The sequence below is a fragment of the Amycolatopsis sp. FU40 genome (assembly GCF_021903635.1).
GTDB lineage: Bacteria > Actinomycetota > Actinomycetes > Mycobacteriales > Pseudonocardiaceae > Amycolatopsis > Amycolatopsis dendrobii.
Genome location: NZ_CP091381.1, coordinates 6,397,023 through 6,414,842, shown reverse-complemented (window position 1 = coordinate 6,414,842; position 17,820 = coordinate 6,397,023). Strand labels below are relative to the sequence as shown.

The 17,820-nt window shown below is 68.2% G+C and carries 19 protein-coding genes and 1 pseudogene; 12 read left to right on the top strand and 8 right to left on the bottom strand.

Annotated elements, in window-relative coordinates; translation table 11 throughout:
• Positions 1-199 precede the first annotated feature (199 nt).
• The gene (locus L3Q65_RS29970; RefSeq protein WP_182889872.1) at positions 200-1,678 is read right to left on the bottom strand and encodes an LCP family protein; all 1,479 of its coding nucleotides are present in this window, start codon (positions 1,676-1,678) and stop codon (positions 200-202) included.
• A 209-nt stretch (positions 1,679-1,887) separates the two neighbouring features.
• On the opposite strand from L3Q65_RS29970, the gene L3Q65_RS29965 reads away from it, so the two are divergent.
• Positions 1,888-2,898 carry a glycosyltransferase gene (locus L3Q65_RS29965; RefSeq protein ID WP_237597235.1) on the top strand — a complete coding sequence of 337 codons (1,011 nt, stop codon included), beginning with the start codon at positions 1,888-1,890 and terminating at the stop codon, positions 2,896-2,898.
• Positions 2,895-3,290: pseudogene (locus L3Q65_RS29960) on the top strand (polysaccharide deacetylase family protein); the annotation flags it as partial. The gene L3Q65_RS29965 and the pseudogene L3Q65_RS29960, both read left to right, overlap by 4 nt.
• 204 nt (positions 3,291-3,494) lie before the next feature.
• On the opposite strand, the gene L3Q65_RS29955 reads toward L3Q65_RS29960, so the two are convergent.
• Together L3Q65_RS29955 and L3Q65_RS29950 are read right to left on the bottom strand one after the other, a co-directional pair.
• Positions 3,495-4,493: a M56 family metallopeptidase gene (locus tag L3Q65_RS29955; protein WP_237597234.1), complete on the bottom strand. Its 999-nt coding sequence runs from the start codon at positions 4,491-4,493 to the stop codon at positions 3,495-3,497.
• 3 nt (positions 4,494-4,496) lie between these two features.
• A complete protein-coding gene (locus L3Q65_RS29950; protein WP_043828018.1) occupies positions 4,497-4,874 on the bottom strand; it encodes a BlaI/MecI/CopY family transcriptional regulator in 378 nt (125 codons plus the stop codon).
• 90 nt (positions 4,875-4,964) lie between these two features.
• On the opposite strand from L3Q65_RS29950, the gene L3Q65_RS29945 reads away from it, so the two are divergent.
• From L3Q65_RS29945 to L3Q65_RS29930, 4 genes are read left to right on the top strand one after another with little or no spacing between them, the layout of a single operon-like run.
• Positions 4,965-5,567 carry a DedA family protein gene (locus L3Q65_RS29945; protein WP_182889875.1) on the top strand — a complete coding sequence of 201 codons (603 nt, stop codon included), beginning with the start codon at positions 4,965-4,967 and terminating at the stop codon, positions 5,565-5,567.
• Positions 5,564-6,133, top strand: a complete 570-nt coding sequence (locus tag L3Q65_RS29940) for a phosphatase PAP2 family protein (protein WP_182889876.1) — start codon at positions 5,564-5,566, stop codon at positions 6,131-6,133. The genes L3Q65_RS29945 and L3Q65_RS29940 overlap by 4 nt, the downstream gene beginning before the upstream one ends.
• Positions 6,130-6,498, top strand: a complete 369-nt coding sequence (locus L3Q65_RS29935) for a DUF1707 domain-containing protein (RefSeq protein WP_237597233.1) — start codon at positions 6,130-6,132, stop codon at positions 6,496-6,498. Before L3Q65_RS29940 ends, L3Q65_RS29935 begins: the two co-directional genes overlap by 4 nt.
• Before the next feature lie 9 nt (positions 6,499-6,507).
• The gene (locus L3Q65_RS29930) at positions 6,508-7,239 is read left to right on the top strand and encodes an SDR family oxidoreductase (RefSeq protein ID WP_182889878.1); all 732 of its coding nucleotides are present in this window, start codon (positions 6,508-6,510) and stop codon (positions 7,237-7,239) included.
• Here L3Q65_RS29930 and L3Q65_RS29925 read toward each other — a convergent pair.
• The 3 genes from L3Q65_RS29925 to L3Q65_RS29915 are packed head-to-tail and all read right to left on the bottom strand — an operon-like array spanning position 7,236 to position 10,804.
• The gene (locus L3Q65_RS29925) at positions 7,236-8,774 is read right to left on the bottom strand and encodes a long-chain fatty acid--CoA ligase (RefSeq protein ID WP_237597232.1); all 1,539 of its coding nucleotides are present in this window, start codon (positions 8,772-8,774) and stop codon (positions 7,236-7,238) included. The genes L3Q65_RS29930 and L3Q65_RS29925 overlap by 4 nt on opposite strands.
• A gap of 16 nt (positions 8,775-8,790) precedes the next feature.
• Positions 8,791-9,912, bottom strand: a complete 1,122-nt coding sequence (locus L3Q65_RS29920) for a DUF5938 domain-containing protein (protein WP_182889880.1) — start codon at positions 9,910-9,912, stop codon at positions 8,791-8,793.
• Between the two features lie 43 nt (positions 9,913-9,955).
• Positions 9,956-10,804 carry an SDR family NAD(P)-dependent oxidoreductase gene (locus L3Q65_RS29915; protein ID WP_237597231.1) on the bottom strand — a complete coding sequence of 283 codons (849 nt, stop codon included), beginning with the start codon at positions 10,802-10,804 and terminating at the stop codon, positions 9,956-9,958.
• Between the two features lie 78 nt (positions 10,805-10,882).
• On the opposite strand from L3Q65_RS29915, the gene L3Q65_RS29910 reads away from it, so the two are divergent.
• The 4 genes from L3Q65_RS29910 to L3Q65_RS29895 all read left to right on the top strand — a co-directional run bounded on the left by L3Q65_RS29910 (position 10,883) and on the right by L3Q65_RS29895 (position 14,042).
• On the top strand, positions 10,883-11,497 hold the full coding sequence (locus L3Q65_RS29910; protein ID WP_043828030.1) for a TetR/AcrR family transcriptional regulator: 615 nt from the start codon (positions 10,883-10,885) through the stop codon (positions 11,495-11,497).
• Positions 11,498-11,604: 107 nt separating this feature from the next.
• A complete protein-coding gene (locus L3Q65_RS29905) occupies positions 11,605-12,636 on the top strand; it encodes a Dyp-type peroxidase (RefSeq protein WP_237597230.1) in 1,032 nt (343 codons plus the stop codon).
• The gene (locus L3Q65_RS29900; protein WP_182889882.1) at positions 12,633-13,430 is read left to right on the top strand and encodes a family 1 encapsulin nanocompartment shell protein; all 798 of its coding nucleotides are present in this window, start codon (positions 12,633-12,635) and stop codon (positions 13,428-13,430) included. Before L3Q65_RS29905 ends, L3Q65_RS29900 begins: the two co-directional genes overlap by 4 nt.
• An 84-nt stretch (positions 13,431-13,514) precedes the next feature.
• Positions 13,515-14,042, top strand: a complete 528-nt coding sequence (locus L3Q65_RS29895; RefSeq protein WP_182889883.1) for a M15 family metallopeptidase — start codon at positions 13,515-13,517, stop codon at positions 14,040-14,042.
• Between the two features lie 24 nt (positions 14,043-14,066).
• On the opposite strand, the gene L3Q65_RS29890 is transcribed toward L3Q65_RS29895, so the two are convergent.
• Positions 14,067-15,272, bottom strand: a complete 1,206-nt coding sequence (locus tag L3Q65_RS29890) for a glycosyl hydrolase family 8 (RefSeq protein WP_182889884.1) — start codon at positions 15,270-15,272, stop codon at positions 14,067-14,069.
• A 791-nt stretch (positions 15,273-16,063) separates the two neighbouring features.
• On the opposite strand from L3Q65_RS29890, the gene L3Q65_RS29885 reads away from it, so the two are divergent.
• Positions 16,064-16,912, top strand: a complete 849-nt coding sequence (locus L3Q65_RS29885; protein ID WP_182889885.1) for an ion transporter — start codon at positions 16,064-16,066, stop codon at positions 16,910-16,912.
• A gap of 355 nt (positions 16,913-17,267) precedes the next feature.
• On the top strand, positions 17,268-17,405 hold the full coding sequence (locus L3Q65_RS29880) for a hypothetical protein (protein WP_237597229.1): 138 nt from the start codon (positions 17,268-17,270) through the stop codon (positions 17,403-17,405).
• A gap of 104 nt (positions 17,406-17,509) precedes the next feature.
• Here the strand turns inward: L3Q65_RS29880 and L3Q65_RS29875 are convergent, their stop codons facing one another.
• The gene (locus L3Q65_RS29875) at positions 17,510-17,743 is read right to left on the bottom strand and encodes a hypothetical protein (protein ID WP_182889886.1); all 234 of its coding nucleotides are present in this window, start codon (positions 17,741-17,743) and stop codon (positions 17,510-17,512) included.
• Between the last annotated feature and the right edge of the window lie 77 nt (positions 17,744-17,820).

The window sequence follows — 17,820 nt, the reverse complement described above, 5'->3', positions numbered from 1 at the left end:
CCACATTGGGGCGCTACCCGCCCTCAACCGGCGGCCGCAAGCACAACCCCGCCAACCACCCGAACCACGCGCCGGAAACCGCGGCCAGCGCACCCAACTCGAAGTGCACCCACACCACCCCCGCACCCCAGACCGTCATCACAATCAAGCTGCGGGGTGCCCCACGCAACCCCGCCCGCGATGTGCGAAGCACGAGCAGTCAGTTCACGCAAGTAACCCCATCAGCTGTAATCTCCGGCGCACTTCCAGCGCCCCCAGCCGGAGGCTCCATAACCGCCGGAGCAGCAGCCGGATGCACCCCGGCATCATCCGAATACTTCTGCCCCAAATAAACCCGGAAATGATCCTTGTCCAGGGAACTGTCCGAAGCCACCGCAACCCCGCCAAGCTTCGTCGCAATAGCCTCAGCCTGACTGCGCTGCCCCCGCCCGTAGTAAACGGTAGAAGTCCGCCGAGTAGCGCTATTGGTCACAGATCCCCGCTGATACCCGGCAGCGGCAAGCTTGTCCGCAACCCGGTTAGCCAGCCCGTCCACGCCAGAAGAGTTCCGCACATCCACCACATACCCGGCCAGCGCCGGATCCCCAGAAGCAGAAGACGGCGGCGCGGAAGCCGAAGACGACGGCGACGAAGCACTCCCGGTCTGCTCTCGGACAAACTTCTGCACCTGCTGAGGATCCACCTGCACCGCATCCCCGTCATTGGGCGTCTTCAGCGTAATGCTGACCACCGGCACGGTGACGAAGTTGATGCTCCCAGCGCTCATCCCGTGCAACTGCTGGGCAAACCCGAGCAAATCCCAGTTGGTATCGACAACGACAGCCTTCTTGACCGCCCCAATCAACGCATCCAGCTTGCCGGGGTCGGTAAGCGTCCCAGCGGAAAGAATGGTCTTAGCCATACTGGCCATAAAGACCTGCTGCCGCTTGATCCGATCCAGGTCCCCGTTGGGCAACCCGTGCCGCTGCCGCACGAACTGCAACGCCTGCGCCCCAGCCACATTCTGCGGCCCGGCGGCAAAATTGGCCCCAGAGTAAGAATCCCGAACCGGCGCCTTGAGGCAAACCGGCACCCCGCCAACGGCCTGGCTAACGTAGTAAAACCCAGCCAGGTTAACCGCCGCGTAGTGCGTAATAGTCAACCCGGTCAACTGCTGCACGGTCTCGATCGCCGTCTTGGCCCCAGCCTGAGCCGAGTCGGTCTCCAGTTGCGCCCCGGACTCGCCCTGAGCCTTCAGCTCGTTCTTCCGGGCGGTCTGCCCATAGGTATAAGCCGAGTTGATCTTGTGCTTCCCGAACTTCCCGGCAAGCTGGACATACGAGTCGCGCGGGATGGAGATGGCGGTGGCGTTCCCGCCGCCCGCCGGGATGTGCACGACGATCATCGTGTCGGTCGTGTCGCCGCCGTCCTCGGCTCCGCCCGCGTGCAGTTGGTCGAGCACGTCCTCGGGCAGCGGGTTGCCCTCCGCGTCGGTGCGCGTGTCGAGGCCGACCATCAGGATGTTCTGCTCGTCCATCGGCGAGTTCGATCCGGAGCCGATCACATCGGACCTGGTCAGGCCGTCGGTGATCTGGTTCAGCTTCGACCACGCGAACGCGGTGCCGCCGAGGACCAGCAGCGAAACTACGGCCAGGAGCACCTGGGCGACGCGGAGCGCGCTGGAAGTCTTGCGACGCATCGGGGTTCCTCTTCCTGCCACATCCGGTGGTCGAAAGACCCACGGTAGCGGGCGTCTCACCTGGACGGGTTACCGCTTACCCCAAATTGCGGAGAGGGCGCCCGGAATGTCGGACCGAGGGTGTATCTCCGCGGGCGGCCCGGCCTCGACTCTCATTCTACAGCGATGTAGTTTTACTACAGCCATGTAGAAGCAGAAAGAGGTGCCCGATGGCCCGCGTGGTGATCGTGTCCGCCCGGATCGGAGCGGGACACGACGGTGCCGCCAGGGAGCTGGACCGGTGGTTTTCCGGCCGCGGCGCGCACGTCGTCCGCGCCGATTTCCTGGACCTGCTCCCGGGAAGGCTCGGCGAACTGCTCTGCGGCGCCTACCACCAGCAGCTGAACACCATGCCGCGCAGCTGGGACTGGCTCCTCAGCGCACTCGGCACCCCCGCGCTGGCTGGAGCCGCCCGCCGGTTCGCCGGGCTCGCCACGCCGAAGATGCGGGAGCTGCTGGGGGAGAACACCGACGTCGTCGTGTCGACCTACCCGCTCGCGACACATGCCGTCGCGAGGCTGCGGCGGTCGAACGAACTGACCGCGCCGCTGGTCGTCTACCTCACCGACCCGTCGGTGCACCGCCTGTGCGTGAGCCCGGACGCGACGCTCACCGTCGCTCCCAACGAAACCGCCGCCCGCCAGGCCCAAGCGCTCGGCGCCGGTCGCACGCTCGTCTCGCGTCCGCTAGTCGCGCCCACCTTCCGGCCCGCCGCCGGGATCACCGAACGGCTGCGGCTCCGGCTCGCCTTCGGTCTTCCGCACGACGGCCCGCTCGCGCTGGTCGTGGCCGGCTCCTGGGGCGTCGGCCAAATCGGACAGGCCGCCGACGACCTCCTCGCGACCGGCCTCGTCGAACCGGTCGTAGTGTGCGGCCGCAATGAAGCGCTGGCGGAAAGACTGCGGAAAACCGGACATCGGCACGTATTCGGCTGGGTCGACCGGATGCCCGAATTGATGCGCGCGTGCGATGTCGTGGTGCAGAACGCGGGAGGGCTGACGACGTCCGAGGCACTCGCGACCGGCCTCCCAGTGCTGACCTACCGCTGCCTGCCCGGCCACGGCCGCGCGAACGCCGCCGTGCTGCACAACGACGGCATCGTGCCGTGGGTCCATTCGCCAAGCGAACTCACCGAGGCGCTGGAGTGGTTGCTGCGCCGACCGGTCAAGGCGGCCGGATGATCCGCGGTCTCGCCGCGGCAGCCGTCGCGCACGCAGCACCAGCGGCGTTCTTCGTGCCGCAGCTGAGAACGCCCAAACTGGCCGGACGAGGCGACCCCAGCCACGTAGCACTGACCTTCGACGACGGCCCGAACCCGCAGTCCACCCCGCAGTTCCTCCGAGAGCTCGAGAAGCTGGACGTCCGCGCGACCTTCTTCGTGCTGGGCAGGGAACTGGCCGCGGCACCGGAATTAGGCCGGGAGATCGCCGCGGCCGGGCACGAGATCGCAGTGCACGGCTGGGATCACCGCTGCTTCCTGCGCCGCTCGCCGAAGGCCCTTCACGACGATCTGGCGCACACCGTCGAGCTGATCGAACTCGTCGCCAACCGGCGACCCCAGTGGCTGCGCGCGCCGTATGGAGTGTTCAGCGCAAGCGCCTTGGTCTCGGCGCGCATGCTTGGACTTCGGCCCGTTTTATGGAGTACCTGGGGATTCGACTGGACCAGTCGAGCCACTCCGCGCTCGGTCGTGCGCACCGTGTGCCGAAAGCTGACCGGCGGCGGCACGATCCTGCTGCACGACTCCGACGTCGCCGCCGCGCCGGGAGCGTGGCGGTCAGCGCTTGGCGCAGTCCCGGTGCTGGTGTCGGAATGCCGGCAGCGCGGACTCGCCGTGGGTCCCCTGCGCGAGCACACAAGCGGCGTGCTGGGCGGTCTCGAGTCCGGAGTGGAGATCGGTCGCCGCGTCGAGCGTGCTGGCGGCTGACCAGGCGCACGCGCCGAGCACGACCGCCACGGCCACTGCTGCCAGTGGGTTCCGTCGCGAACCGGACGCCGGGGCGGAAAGCAGCGCACGCACGCGTTGCGGCACCGGCCCACCGGTCGCGGCAAGCGCGAGCGACGGCTGGGACCGACTGGCCAGCGCGGCCTTCGCGACCGCCGTGGCCACCAGTTTCCGATCGCCGACCCGGTCCGCGGCCGCTTCGTCCGCCCAGCGTTCCAGCGCGAACCGGGCCGCCGAGCCGAGCGGACGCAGCACCGGGTTGACCGTGGTCGCGACCGTCACGATCGCGGCGAAAACGTGGTGTCGCAGCCGCAGATGCGCGCGTTCGTGGGCAAGCAGCGCGCGGCGTTCCTGAGGTTCCAGCGCGGCGAGCATCCCGCTGGACACCGCGATCCGGCCGCCGCCTCCGGCCACCGCGAACGCGACTGGTTCCTCGCCCGGCAGCAACACGAAGCCAGCCTCGCGGGTGTGCGTGTTCAGCTCGGCGTGCACCTGCCGGTGCCAGCGCGCGTACTGCATCGCCGCCCGCGTCAATGCGACCCCGGCGGCGACGAGCGCGACTCCGCTGACGATCGCCAGCGGCAGGTTCACCGCGTCCGCCCCGTGGAACGCGACCGCGGAGAAATCGCCCAGCTCGCCGACAAACGGCAGCTGCGCGAGGCCCGCCGCCGCGAGGACCGCGAGCGTCGCCGTGCTGCCGACGGCGAGCACCAGCGCGGAACCGGCGAGCAGCCAGCTGCCCAGCCGCGGCGACAGCCGGGGCGCGACCCAGCGCGCCACCAGCCAGGACGCCAGCGGCAGCAGCAGCGGAACGAGCAGGTCGAGGTTCACGGGTCAGCCGCCGTTCTGGCGCAGCAGGTCGCGCAGCACGGCCTCGTCCGATTCGGACAGATTCGACACGAATTTCGCCAGCACGCTGGACCGGTCCGCCTCGGCGTCGAGCACCTTGCTCATCCGGCGGGCGGCGAGCCCTGGTTCGTCGTCGGCGGCGCGGTAGGTGAACGAGCGGCCCTGCTTCTCCCTGGTCGCCACGCCTTTCTCGAACAGCCGGGACAGGATCGTGACGACGGTGGTGTAGGCCAGTCCGCCGCCGATCCGTTCCTGCACGCCCGCGGCCGACATCGGCTCGTCGGATTCCCACAGCACCGCGAGCACCTCGGCCTCCAGCTCGCCGGGAGCCCGCCGGGCGCTCTCGCCCCGTCCGTTGCGCATGAGCCAAATTCTACCGGTTTGTCGAAGCAACCCGGCTCGCTACTACGTTCATGTAGAATTTCGACAGTTGTGTAGTAGTTGGAGGTGGGCATGCTCGACCCGAAGTGGCTGCTGGCCGCGTTCGGCCCGCTCGGCGTCTTCGCGGTGATGTTCGCCGAGACCGGCCTGCTCGTGGGCTTCTTCCTGCCGGGCGACTCGCTGTTGTTCACCGCAGGGGTGCTGGCGGCCTCGTCGAAGCTGCACCTGCCCCTCGCCGCTGTCATAGTCGCCGCGGCCGCCGGAGCACTGCTCGGCGCGCAGGTCGGATACCTCCTCGGCCGGCGTGGCGGCGGCGCGCTGCTCGTCCGCGTGCGGAGCAAGCACCTGCACGAGGGCGTCGCGCGCGGATCGGCGCTGCTCACCCGATACGGGCTGGGCAAGGCGGTGGTGCTGGCGCGGTTCATCCCGGTGGTCCGGACGGTGCTGAACCCGCTCGTCGGCATCGCCGGGATGCCCGCCGCGAAGTTCGCGATGTGGCAGGTGCTCGGCGGTCTGCTGTGGACGGTCGGGGTGACGCTCGCCGGGTACGGGCTGGGTGCGTCGGTGCCCAGCATCGACACGTACCTGCTGCCGATCATCGCCGTGGTGGTGCTGCTTTCGCTGAGCCCGCTGCTGGTCGAACTGGTCCGCGCACGAAGGAGCGCCACGCGATGATCGACGCTGGCTTATACCGCGAAGTCACGGATTTCGCCTGGTCACAGCACTGGCTGGCTGGAATCGCAACGACGTTCAGCGAGTACGGGGTGTTCCTGGTGGCACCGGTGATCCTCGCGCTGCTCTGGCGCGCGCGGACCAGGGGGCCGGCGGCGCTCGCGGCCGCGGCGTGGGTGCCGATCGCGATCGCGGTGGCGCTCGCCGTGGACACAGTGCTGAAATCGGTGTTCGCCGAGGTCCGGCCGTGCCGGGTGGTTCCGGGCGTGCACACGCTGCTGCCGTGCGATCCGCCGGCCGACTACGCGTTTCCCAGCAACCACACGGTCGTCGTCGCCGCGTTCGCGGTGGCGTTGTTGCTGGTCAACCGCAAGTGGGGACTCTGGGCGCTCGTTTTCGCGGTGCTGATGGGAATTTCGCGGGTGTACGTCGGGGCGCATTACCCGCACGACGTGCTCGCGGGGTTCGTGGTCGGCGCCGGGGTCGGTGCGCTCGGGCTCGTGGTCCGCGAACCGCTCGCGAAGGCGGCGGTTCGGCTGATTCCAGCCGTATCCGGGAGGAAAGCATGACTGAAGACCGACCCGTCCGCTGCTCCGACGCCGAACGCGAGCAGACGACGAAAGCCCTGAACAACGCGGCGGGCGAGGGGCGATTGAGCCTGGCCGAGGTCGAAGAACGGGTCACCACCGTCTATGCGGCGCGATACCGGCACGAACTCGACGAGGTGGTCGCGGATCTGCCTGCGCCTGCGGCGCGGCCCCGTTGGCAGCCGCTGCTTCTGCTGGCCGGAAACCAGCTGGTCACGGAATTCGGAGCCGCACCGCCGCGGCGGAAGCTGGCAGTCGGAATTCTGCTGATGTTCGCGGTGGCGACGATGGTTTTTCTTGCCGCGCACGGTTTCGCCGACGAGGGACAGCACTTCGGGCACCACTAGAATGACGCCGTGCAGACAAGAGCGGCTTTGGTCACCGGGAGTTCGCGCGGGATCGGCAGGGCCATCGCGGAACGGCTCGGCGCGGACGGGCTTTCCGTCGCGGTCAACTACCGCTCCGATCAGGACTCGGCCGAGGCCGTCGTCGCCAAGATCCGCGCGGACGGCGGGCAGGCGATCGCCCTGCGCGCGGACGTCACCGACGACGCCGAGCTGCGCGGCCTTTTCGACCGCACGGAACAGGAACTCGGCGGTCTCGACGTGGTCGTCGCGAACGTGGGGATCGCCCGGTTCGTGCCGCTCGCCGAAGCCACCGACGAGGTCTACGACCTGATCTTCACCACCAACTTGAGACCCACCTTCGTCGCCTTGCGCGAGGCCGCCCGGCGAGTACGCGACGGCGGCCGGATCGTCGTGGTGTCGAGCGGAGTGGTTGCGACGGCCCGGCCCGGCACCGGAATCTACGGCGCCGCGAAGGCCGCCGGAGACCAGTTCGTGCGTGTGCTGGCGAAGGAACTCGGCCCGCGCGGAGTGACGGTGAACAGCGTCCTCCCGGGCGCGGTCCGCACCGAGGCACTCCTCGCGGACGGGCCGCCGGGTGTGGTCGAGTACAGCGCGAAGCAGACGCCGCTCGGCCGGATCGCCGAACCCGGCGACATCGCGGACATCGTGGGGTTCCTGGCGTCGGACCAGGCCCGCTGGGTCACTGGTCAGACGGTGCACGCGGGCGGCGGGCAGTTCTAAGCTCGCTCGGCCAGCAATTGCGCCCTGACGTCGGTCTTCAGCACCTTTCCGACCTTCGACCGCGGCAGATCCGGCCAGAGCAGGACCTCCTTCGGCGTCTTCACGCTGCCGAGCAGGTCCTTCACCGTGGCCCGCAGTTCGTCCGGAGCCGCGGACCGTCCGTTGTGGAGCTGGACGACCGCGGTCACCTGCTCGCCCCACTTCTCGTGCGGCAAGCCGACCACCGCGCAGTCCTGCACCGCGGGATGCGTCATCAGCGCCTGCTCCACCTCGGCCGAGTAGACGTTGAACCCGCCGGTGATGATCATGTCTTTCGCCCGGTCCACGACGTACAGGAAGTTCTCCTCGTCGAGGTAGCCGATGTCGCCGGTGTGGTGCCAGCCGTGCCTGCTGACGTCCGCGGTGGCCTCGGGATTGCGGTAGTAGCCCGGCATCACCAGCGGCCCGCGCACGACGATCTCGCCGCGTTCGCCGCGCGGCAGCAGGGTTCCGTCTTCGGCCATGATCGCCACCTGCGTCAGCGGCGTCGGACGGCCCGCGGAGGTGAAGCGTTCGCGCGCCAGGGAACCGTCCGGATGGAAATGGTCGGCCGGGGCCAGCGTGGAAATCATCATCGGTGCCTCGCTCTGCCCGAACAGCTGCCCGAGCACCGGACCGATCCGGGCGATCGCCTCCTCCAGCCGGGCAGCGGACATCGGCGCGGCCCCGTACCACAGGCATTCCAGCGAGCTGAAGTCTGTTGTGGACAGTCCAGGATGGTCCAGCAGCAGGTAAATCAGCGTCGGCGGCAAGAAAGTGTGCGTGATCCGGTGCCGTTCGATCAGTTCGAGGAACCGGCCGAGCTCCGGCGACGGCATCACCACGATTTCGCCGCCCAGCGCCAGGACCGGGAAGCACAGCACCCCGGCGGCGTGCGTGAGCGGGGCCAGCGCGAGGTAGCGCGGACGCGGCTGGAACGGGTAGCTCATCAACGTCAGCGCCGACATGGTTTCGACGTTGTGCCCGGTCAGCACCACGCCCTTCGGCCGTCCGGTGGTGCCGCCGGTGCCGACGAGCATCGCCGTGTCGTCCGGCGGATCCGCTTGCCAGGGCGAATCGGCAAGCCCGTCGAGCCATTCGGCCAGCGGGATCGCGCCGTCGAACGAGCCGTCGAGGCACACCACGGTGGCGAGCTTCGGCAGCTGTCCGGCGATGCGGGAGACGAGCGGTGCGAACGACTCCTGCACGAGCAGGCACGTGCAGTCGAACAGGTCGAGCAACTCCCGGTTCTCCGCCGCTTCGTTGCGCGGGTTGACCGGGCACCAGACCGCCCCTGCCCGGCTGATGCCGAAGACGCACCCGAACGACACCGGGTCGTTGGCGGAGAGGATCGCCACCTTGTCGCCCGGTCGCACGCCGGAACGCGCGAGCGCACGGGCGACCCGCCAGGACAGCTGCTGGACCTCGCCGTAGCTGAGCGAACCGCCGTCCGTGGTGAGGCACGGAGCCGACGGACCCAGCGAGGCGCCCTTGTCGAGGTAATCGGTCAGTCGCACCGCTCGTCTCCCCGTCTCAGGACTGCACCGTCAGAACCGGATTCGAGACCAGCCCGAACGACCGCAGCACGCCGAGCAGTTCGCGGTGCCCGAACGCCTGGCACGCCGACGCGAACCCGGCCCGCCGCGGCGGCTGTTGCAGCAGCGAGTACGCCGCGTACGCCTGCATCAGCCCAGTCTGCTTGTAATTGCAGGTCCCGTGGATCACGCAATGCGCGCGGCCGAGCGGGCCGGACGCGTGCACCGAGTCCAGCGACGTGTTGATCCGCTGGTTTTCCCTTGGCGGCATTTCGTCCCGGACCGCGGCCGCCTGCTCGTGCAGCACCTTGAGTTTTTCTTCCAGCGGCAGATCTTTCACCTGCTCCAGCACGGCCGCGACGATCTGCGGCACGCCCTGCATCAGCGCCCGGTCGAACACGCCGCCGACCGCCTTCACGTTGGCCACGCGCGGATCGTTCTTGAACCACACCGGATGCGACGTACCGCCCCACGGCAGCGCGAGCCCGATCTCGTGGTGCCCCGGCACGGCGACGTCTTGCAGTCCGCCGTCGGCAGGCCATGGCGCGTATTCGTTCTGCTCAAGGTAATACGCGGCGGACAGCGCGGCGTTCACCAGGATGGTCTGCGTGGAAGCGACTGTGGGGTAACCCTTCCAGAACACCAGGATGTCCAAAGTGTCCAGTCCGGGCGTCTCAAGGCAGAGGTTGGCGGCGATCTCGCCGGTGGTGTACATCTGCGCGATGCCGGGGGAGAGCAGCAGGCCCTTGGCGGCCATGTCCGCGCCGTAGCGTTCTTCGGCGGAGATCAGCCAATCCTGCTCACCGGTGGTGTCGAGGTAGTGCGTTCCGGATTCGAGACAAGCCTGGACGACCTCGTGACCGTATTCGCTGAACGGGCCGACGGTGTTGCACACGACCGACGCGTCCCGGAAAAGCTCGGTGAGCGGACCGGTTTCGTGGGAGACCTCGACGACCTCGTGGTCCACCGTGTCGAGGCCGGGAATGTGGTCGAGCGCGGCCTGCACCCGGGCCTTGTCCCGGCCGGCCGCGGTGAATGCCACGTTGTACTCGCGGAGGTATTCGCAGATCAGGCGGCCGGTGTAGCCGGACGCGCCGTAAACGACGACGGGCTTGGTCACGACTGGTTTTCCTTTCTTGAAGTGCCGGAGCGCTGGAGGGGATTCACATGCCCATGCCGCCGTCGACCGGGAGGCCGGCGCCGGTGATGAAGCGGGCGGCGTCGGAGGCGAGGAACACCACGGCGTCGGCCATGTCCGCGACCTCGCCGAGCCGTCCGGCCGGGGTCTGCGCGACCACCGCGCCGATCGCGTCCTCGATGCTCGGGAACAGGCCGACGTCGACCACGTCGGCCGCGAGCTGGTTGCCCATCTGCGTCGGAACCAGGCCCGGGTACACGCAGTTGACCCGCACGCCGTAGCCGAGCTTCCCGGCCTCCATCGCCGCGACACGGGTGAGCCGGTCCACCGCCGACTTCGTCGCCGAATAGCCCGCGATGCCGGGGAAAGCGATGGTCGCGGCCACCGAGGCGATGTTCACGACCGCGCCGCCGCGTCCGGCGACGCCGCCAGGACGCATGGCGCGGAACGCGTGCTTCACGCCGAGCGAGGTGCCGAGCACGTTGACCTCGAGCATCTTGCGCACGTCGGCCGGGTCGAGGTCGGCGACGAGACCGGTGATCTCCACGCCCGCGTTGTTCACGACGATGTCGAGCCCGCCGTGCTCGCCGACCACGGCCTCGACCGCCCGCGCCCAGTTGTCGTCGTCGGTCACGTCCAGCCGGACGAATCCGCTGCTGGCCCCGCTCTGCTTGATCGCGTCGGCGGTCTGACGGCCGAGGTCCTCCTGGACGTCGGCGATGACCACGGCCGCGCCTGCCTTCGCGAGCGCCTCGGCCATGCCCTGGCCCAGGCCCTGTGCGCCGCCGGTGACCAGCGCGGTGCGCCCGGTCAGGTCGTACGAACCCATCGACATCTCCTCCTTGAGACGTGCCGCGAGTGCGGTGTAGGTCACACCGTAGCCAACTTTGGACAGTCGTCAAGATTTTCTTGGACACTCGTCAAGAATCGGTGGCGCGCTAGACTGCCGGGTGTGACACAGGCGAAGGAGCGCATCTCCCGCCGCGCCGTGGACAAGTTCGCCCAGCGCCGCGAGCAGCTGGCCGAGTCCGCGCTGCAGGCGCTGGCCGAGCTGGGCTATGCCCGCACGAGCCTGCGCGAAATCGCCCAGAAATCCGACTTCTCGCACGGCGTCCTGCACTACTACTTCGCGGACAAGGTCGAGCTGCTCACCTACGCGGTTCGCAAGTTCGAAGAGGTCTGCGTGACTCGCTACGACGACGTGGTGGCGGAGGCGGGCTCGGCCGAGGAGCTGAAACACGGCTTCGGCGCGGCGATGGCCGGCACGCTGCGGACCGACGCGGCAATGCACCGCCTCTGGTACGACCTGCGCAACCAGAGCCTGTTCGAGGAGTCCTTCCGCGGCGATGTGCTCGACATCGACGAACAGCGTCAGGACATGGTGTGGCGCGTCGTGCGGCGCTACGCCGAGTTCACCGGCCGGCCGGCCCAGGTGTCGCCGGAGGTCGCGTACGCCGCCTTCGACGGCTTGTTCCAGCGGGCTCTGCTGCAGCAACTCGCCGGTCAGGACGCCGCCGCGGACGGATTGGAAGCCGATGTCGCGGCGCTGCTCACGCACTTCGTCTGACGGTTACCCCGCCGGTTACCCCGCCCGAGTGGTGATGCCGGGTGCACTCGCCCGTCCGTGGTTAGGATGCGGTCGGACGGTCACCGGGCGAGAAGGGGTGCGCGAGCGTGCAAGCGGGGGACCTTGAACCGCCTGAGCCGCAGGCCGTTTCGGCGCCGTTGACCAGGGCGGCGATCTTCCTGATGGTCCAGGTCGACGCCGGTGCCGAACAGACCGCGAAGGACCTCCTCGCCGACCTCGCCGGGTTGCAGCGCGCGGTCGGTTTCCGCGACGCCGGGGTCGGGCTGACCTGTGTCGCCGGGATCTCGTCGGCGGCATGGGACCGGATCTACGGCGGTCCGCGGCCCGCGGAACTGCACGAGCTGCCGGTTTTCTCCGGCGAGAAGCACACGAGCGTCGTCACCGCCGGGGCCGACCTGCTGTTCCACCTCCGTGCCGAGCGGCTCGACCTCTGCTTCGAGCTGGAATCGCTGATCATGGACCGGCTGCGCGGTTCGGTGAAGGTACTCGACGAGGTGCAGGGCTTCCGGTACTTCGATGCGCGCGACGTGCTCGGCTTCGTCGACGGCACGGAGAATCCGACCGGCAACGGGGTCCACCAGGCGGTGCTGGTGGACGACGACGAACCCTTCAACCGGGGCAGCTACGTGGTCGTGCAGAAGTACCTGCACGACATGGCGGCGTGGAACGCGCTCACCACCGAACAGCAGGAGCTGGTGATCGGACGGCGCAAACTGTCCGATGTGGAGATGCCGGACGAGGAAAAGCCCGCCGACGCGCACATCGCGCTCAACGTGATCACCGACGACGAGGGCAACGAACTCGACATCCTGCGCGACAACATGCCCTTCGGCCGTCCAGGGCACGACGAGTTCGGCACCTATTTCATCGGCTACACCAAATCTCCGGCGGTGATCGAGAAAATGCTGGAGAACATGTTCGTCGGGTCGCCGCCGGGCACCTACGACCGGATTCTCGACTTCTCCACGCCGCACACCGGCGCACTGTTCTACGTGCCGACCGCGGACTTCCTCGAAGATCCGCCGGACGCCCCGCCCGAGCCGGAACCGCCGGCTGCCGCGACGCCCGCCGGGACGTCGCTGGGCATCGGAAGCCTGCGAAGGAGCATTCGGTCATGAACAACCTGCATCGCGAACTCGCCCCGATCTCCGCCGCCGCGTGGGCGGATCTGGAAGAGGAAGCGAAGCGCACCTTCGCCGAGTTCGCCGCGGCGCGCCGGGTGGTCGACGTCGTCGTCACCGGCGACCCGACACTCGCCGCGGTTGGCACCGGGCGCCGCGAGCGCGTCGGCGGCAAGTTCGACGGCGTCGCGACGAGCCTGCGCACGGCGCAGCGAGTCGTGGAACTGCGGGTGCCGTTCACGGTGTCGCGCGAGGAAGTCGATTCGGTCGAGTGGGGCGCGAAGGACGCGGACTGGCAGCCGGTGAAGGATGCCGCGCAGCAGATCGCGTACGCCGAGGACCGGATCGTGCTCGACGGTTTCGCCGAGGCGGGCATCACCGGGATTCGTCCGGCCTCGTCGCTGTCGCCGATCGCGCTTCCGCCGGAGGCTCCGGGCTACCCGAAGGCGATCGGAGACGCGATCGCCGAACTGCGTGACGCGGGCGTCGCCGGCCCGTACACCGTCCTGCTCAGCGACGACGAGTTCACCGCCGCGTACGAGGCGGCCAACCACGGTTATCCGGTGCTGGAACACCTGAAGCAGATCGTGGACGGCGAACTCATCCGCACGCCCGCGATCAACGGCGCCTGCGTCCTGTCTACCCGCGGCGGCGACTACGAGCTCCACTTCGGACAGGATCTGTCCATCGGATACTCCAGCCACGACGCGTCCACTGTGGAGCTGTACTTCTACGAGACGTTGACCTTCCTGGTCAACACCGCCGAAGCGGGGATCGGGCTGACCGCCTGAGGCGTTACCTGAGCATGCGGTCTTGTTACGCGGCGCGGACATTCGCCGGACCTTCCGGGGATACCCGCTCGCGATAGTTGCGGCGTGCTGCGGAACAAGATCCTGCTCATGCTGCCCGCGTTCCTCGTCGCCGGGTGCTCCGGCCTCCCGGTGCTCGACGGCGATCCCGACCACGACCCGGCTCAAGGCGGCGCCCCGGAAGGCGTCACGCTCACGCCCTTCGACACGAGCTACCCCGCCGTCGGGAATCTCGATCCGGCATTGCGAAAAGCGTTGCAGGAGGCGGCGACCGACGCCCGTCAGCGCAAAGTGGACATTCACATCGCGTCAGGTTGGCGGACGAAGGAGTACCAGCAGAAGCTGCTCGACGGCGGCATCGAAAAGTACGGCAGCCTGGAAGAGGCGCGGAAGTTCGTGAACACGCCGGAAAAATCGACGCACGTGTCCGGCAAGGCCGTCGACGTCGCCCCCACCCGAGCCGCCGACTGGCTCATCCAGCACGGCGAGAAATACGGCCTGTGCCAGGTGTACGCGAACGAGATGTGGCACTTCGAACTGCTGACCGCCCCCGGCGGTACGTGCCCGCCTGCCCGCACGGACGCGGCCGGTTAGCCGTCCGCGCGGGCAGGTCCGGGGTCACGGGGCCCAGTAGTTGCCGGACATCACCAGGTAGACGAGCAGCTTGATGGTCTCGCCGTAGTAGGTGTCGTCGTATGGGTTGCTTCCCAGGTACTTCCACAGCGAATCGGTCCACGCCTGATCGCCCGCGACCATCGCCGCGACCCCGACCGGGTTGGCCGCGACCTCGGACTGATCGCTGGTCTTGGTCGGCGTCCCGTCCAGTTTGGTGTGCGGATAGATCTTGGCCGGGTTGCCGCCGGAGTGGCTCTTGTAGCTGGCCGATTCCTTCTTGGCGACCTCGGTCGCGACCTTGCCGCCGTACAGCAGCGCGTCGGTGCCCATATGCCAAGGCACGCGAACTGAGTTGTAGCCGACGATGTTGTCCGGCTGGTTCTCCAGGTGATCCGCGGGCGCCGGCTTCGGGCTGTTGGTGTTCGCCCCGACCACGAAGTCGGACAGCAGATTCGCGTCCGGCGAGTACTTGGCGGTGAACTGAGTGATCAGCTGCTCGGTCCGGGTGACGACCTTGTTCCAGTCGTGCGCGGTGTCGTACTTCGCGAAGGCGCGCAGGTGGTCAAGCATGAAGTCGGACGGCCGGGTGTCGTCGTTGCCCGCGTCGTCGGCGATCTTGAGATGCCCGTCGGACGCGACGTCGTACTTGTAGATCTTGGCAAGCCAGTCCTTGGCGGCGGCGCTGTAGCCGCCCCACTGCTTGTCCGCGAGAATCAGCCCGTAGCCGACGTCGAGGTCGCCGTCGGTGGCCGAGTCAGGCGTGCCGTCGTCGGCGTACTTGCAGGTCTTGCCGTCGATCACCCACTGGAAGAGCCCCTTGCTGTCCCGGTGGTCCTGGACGAACTTCCACATCCCGTCGAAAATCGTCTTGGCCTGGTCGTCGTAGCCCGCCATCAACGGGACGATGTTCATCCCGTATCCCTGAGCCTCGGAGACCGTGCCCTTGTTGGGCGCGTCGTCGGTCGCCCAGACGAGGTAACCGCCGCAAGCCTGGCGGAGGTAGGTCTTCTTCCAGGAGTCGTACTGCTTCTTGACCGCTGCGTCCTGCTCGGCCTGACTGACCGAGGGCCGGACGCCGGTCTGATAGGTGACGTGCGCGGGAAACGGCCGCGCAGCAGAAGCCGCGGCAGCGGGCCCAGCACCGGCCAGCGCAGCGGTAAGCGAAACGGAAGCGGCGGCGAACAACGCCACCTTCCGGGAAGCGGGCATTTTCGGGGTCTCCTTGTTAGTAAACTTTCCTAACTAGGCGGCGTGAGAAAAGCCTGCTGTACCGGGTGTTTGGTGTCAAGATGTCCGCCCTGCGAACTCCGAGGTGAACCGGTTCCGAAGCGTTCCGTGAGGGCCCCTCAAGGACTCTGCGTCCCTCGGGGTTCCCCTCGCGGCACTCGCCCGTTCCGTGAGGGGCCCTGCACGGACGTGGATTCCCTCAAGGTCTCCCTTCACGGCCCCTGCCTCACCACGGTCGCCGGGATGTGCCCCAATGTGGCGTTCGGTGCATGCGACGCACCCAATGTGGCGTTCGGTGCGTCTGGCGCACCCAATGCCACATTGGGGCGCTACTCGTCCCCACCGGGCAGCGGCCGCAAGCCCCGACCCGGCCGAGCATCCAAGCCGCGTGCCCACCGCGAACCCGCAGCCTGCGCACCAAATCTCCGCCCGCCAAACCGCAGCCTGTGCACCAACCCCGCCTCCTGCCTGAGCACCAAACCCCCGCCCGCCAAAGCCGCGGTCAGCGCACCCACCCATCGAGGCACCCAGCCCTCCCCCAACCCCGATACGAAGCCGCCCTGCGGTTCGGGGGTGCTTGTCAAGGCATCTTTCCCGCCTTGACAAGCACCCCCCGAACCGTCAGCACAATCAAACTTCGGGGTGGCCCACCGCAACTCTCGCCGGCGATGTGCGAAGCACGAGCCGTCCAAAACGCCCCTTCGGTCCCAGCCCCGCCGGCGCTCCCATGGGATCATCACCCCCGGCCACACCTCCACCACCAGGGAGCCAGCATGACCACCGGCCGTCCGGCCCAAGCCGAACTCAACAGCGGCATCCTCCCCGGCAACGTCCGTGCCGACGACTGGATCATGCTCGCACTGGCGGTCGTCTCCACCGGCATGCTGGCCTGGCTCCTCATCAGCCCGCCGGCACCAGAAATCAGCCACTGGTTCTTCATCGCGGACTGCGTCATCTGCGGCATCTTCTTCCTGGAACTCCTCCACCGCTGGCGCAAACAAGCCTGGCGTGCCGCGTTCCTGGCCCGCACCTGGTACGAAATCTTCGCGATGATCCCTGTCGCGCATCCGGCCTTCACCGCGAACCACCACGTGCTCGGCGTAATTCTCCTGATCATCCGCCTGGGCAGGGCCGCCGACCGTGCCGTGGGGGAGCAGTTCACCTACCGCCTGGTGGACAAACTCTCCGAACCCATAGTCCGCGCCATCAAAAAGCCGGTGACCATCGCCGTCCTCGACGAAGTGGTCAAGGTCCTCGAAACCGGGAACTACCCGGAGAACCTCGCCAAATCCCTCAGCGAAAACAAGACCGAACTGCGCGCCATCATCACCGAAAAGATCTCCGAAGACCCGCAGCTCGGCAAACTGCGCAGGCTGCCGTTCCACGACGAGATCGTCCGCGCCACCGTCGACACCTCCTTCCGGGTCCTGCTGGAAGTCCTTCTGGATCCGCGCATCGACGACTTCTTCTCCTCCGTCGTGCGGGACAACCGCGAGCAGATCCGCCGCGCGGTCGCGCTCGGACTGGCCGATGTGGACGACTCCCCGGACGAGCAGCTCCTGCGCACCCGTACCCAGCGCACCGCCGCGCACGAGTACGACGCTCACCATCCGCGGCGTTGATCATCCATTGTGGACATATCTACGGTATGCCGTCGGGTGCGCACTCTCCGTTGCGGCACAGGAGATTCACCGCTGACGCCGGGCGGTGAACGCGTCAACCGCTGAAAGAGTGCACTGTGGTCGCGCGGTGCGCGCACCGGCGGCTGGAGTAGGGTGAGATCTCTCGTTCCGTTGCTGCACAAGGGTTGTGTTGGCGCGAGTACGGGGCGTTCCCGCCGGGTCCGAGGCAGACTGGAGCCGGCGGGGAGGTTGAGCGCGGTTTGGAGTCGTGGACGTGATTGATAGCGGGCAGCAGGTACGCAGGTGTCGCCGGCGGGACTGTGCGGAGGATTCCTTGTGGCGCGGATTGTGTTCCGTGCACTGGAACCGCTGGCAGAGCGGCGCGGACGCACTCGAGCTTCCGGACGACGACGTTCCCCCGCCGCCCGCCCAGGTCTGGTGGCCGCCGGAGCGTTCGCACGCGCCGCTGAGCAGCAGGATGCCGGGCTCGTAGCGGCTCTCGGCACGCGTCGGACACGGTCGGCGCGCGCCTGGTTACCGCACGCCACCGGAGAAGTCTTGTGCCCGGACCCGTGCGGGTCCGGGCACAATCTCGGCTTACCCGCGCGAACGCGGGATGCGCGGCTCTTCCGGTGCGGAGAGCATCCGCACCAACCGGGCCCGCGCCACTCGGTAGAGCAGGTCGCCGTGCTCGTCCGGGACGACCCTGCCGTCGAGGTCCCGTCCGGCCGCCCGCACCACCACCTTGACCGCCTCGGCGGGCACCCGGCCCGCGAATTCCCCGGTCAGCCACGTGGTGACCTCGTCGGTCACCCGGCTCCGCACCGTCATCGGACACTCCAGTCTCCGCTCGCGGGGCCGTTCGGGGCGGCCCCGGCACTGGTCCGACGGCCGCGTCCGGACCTCGT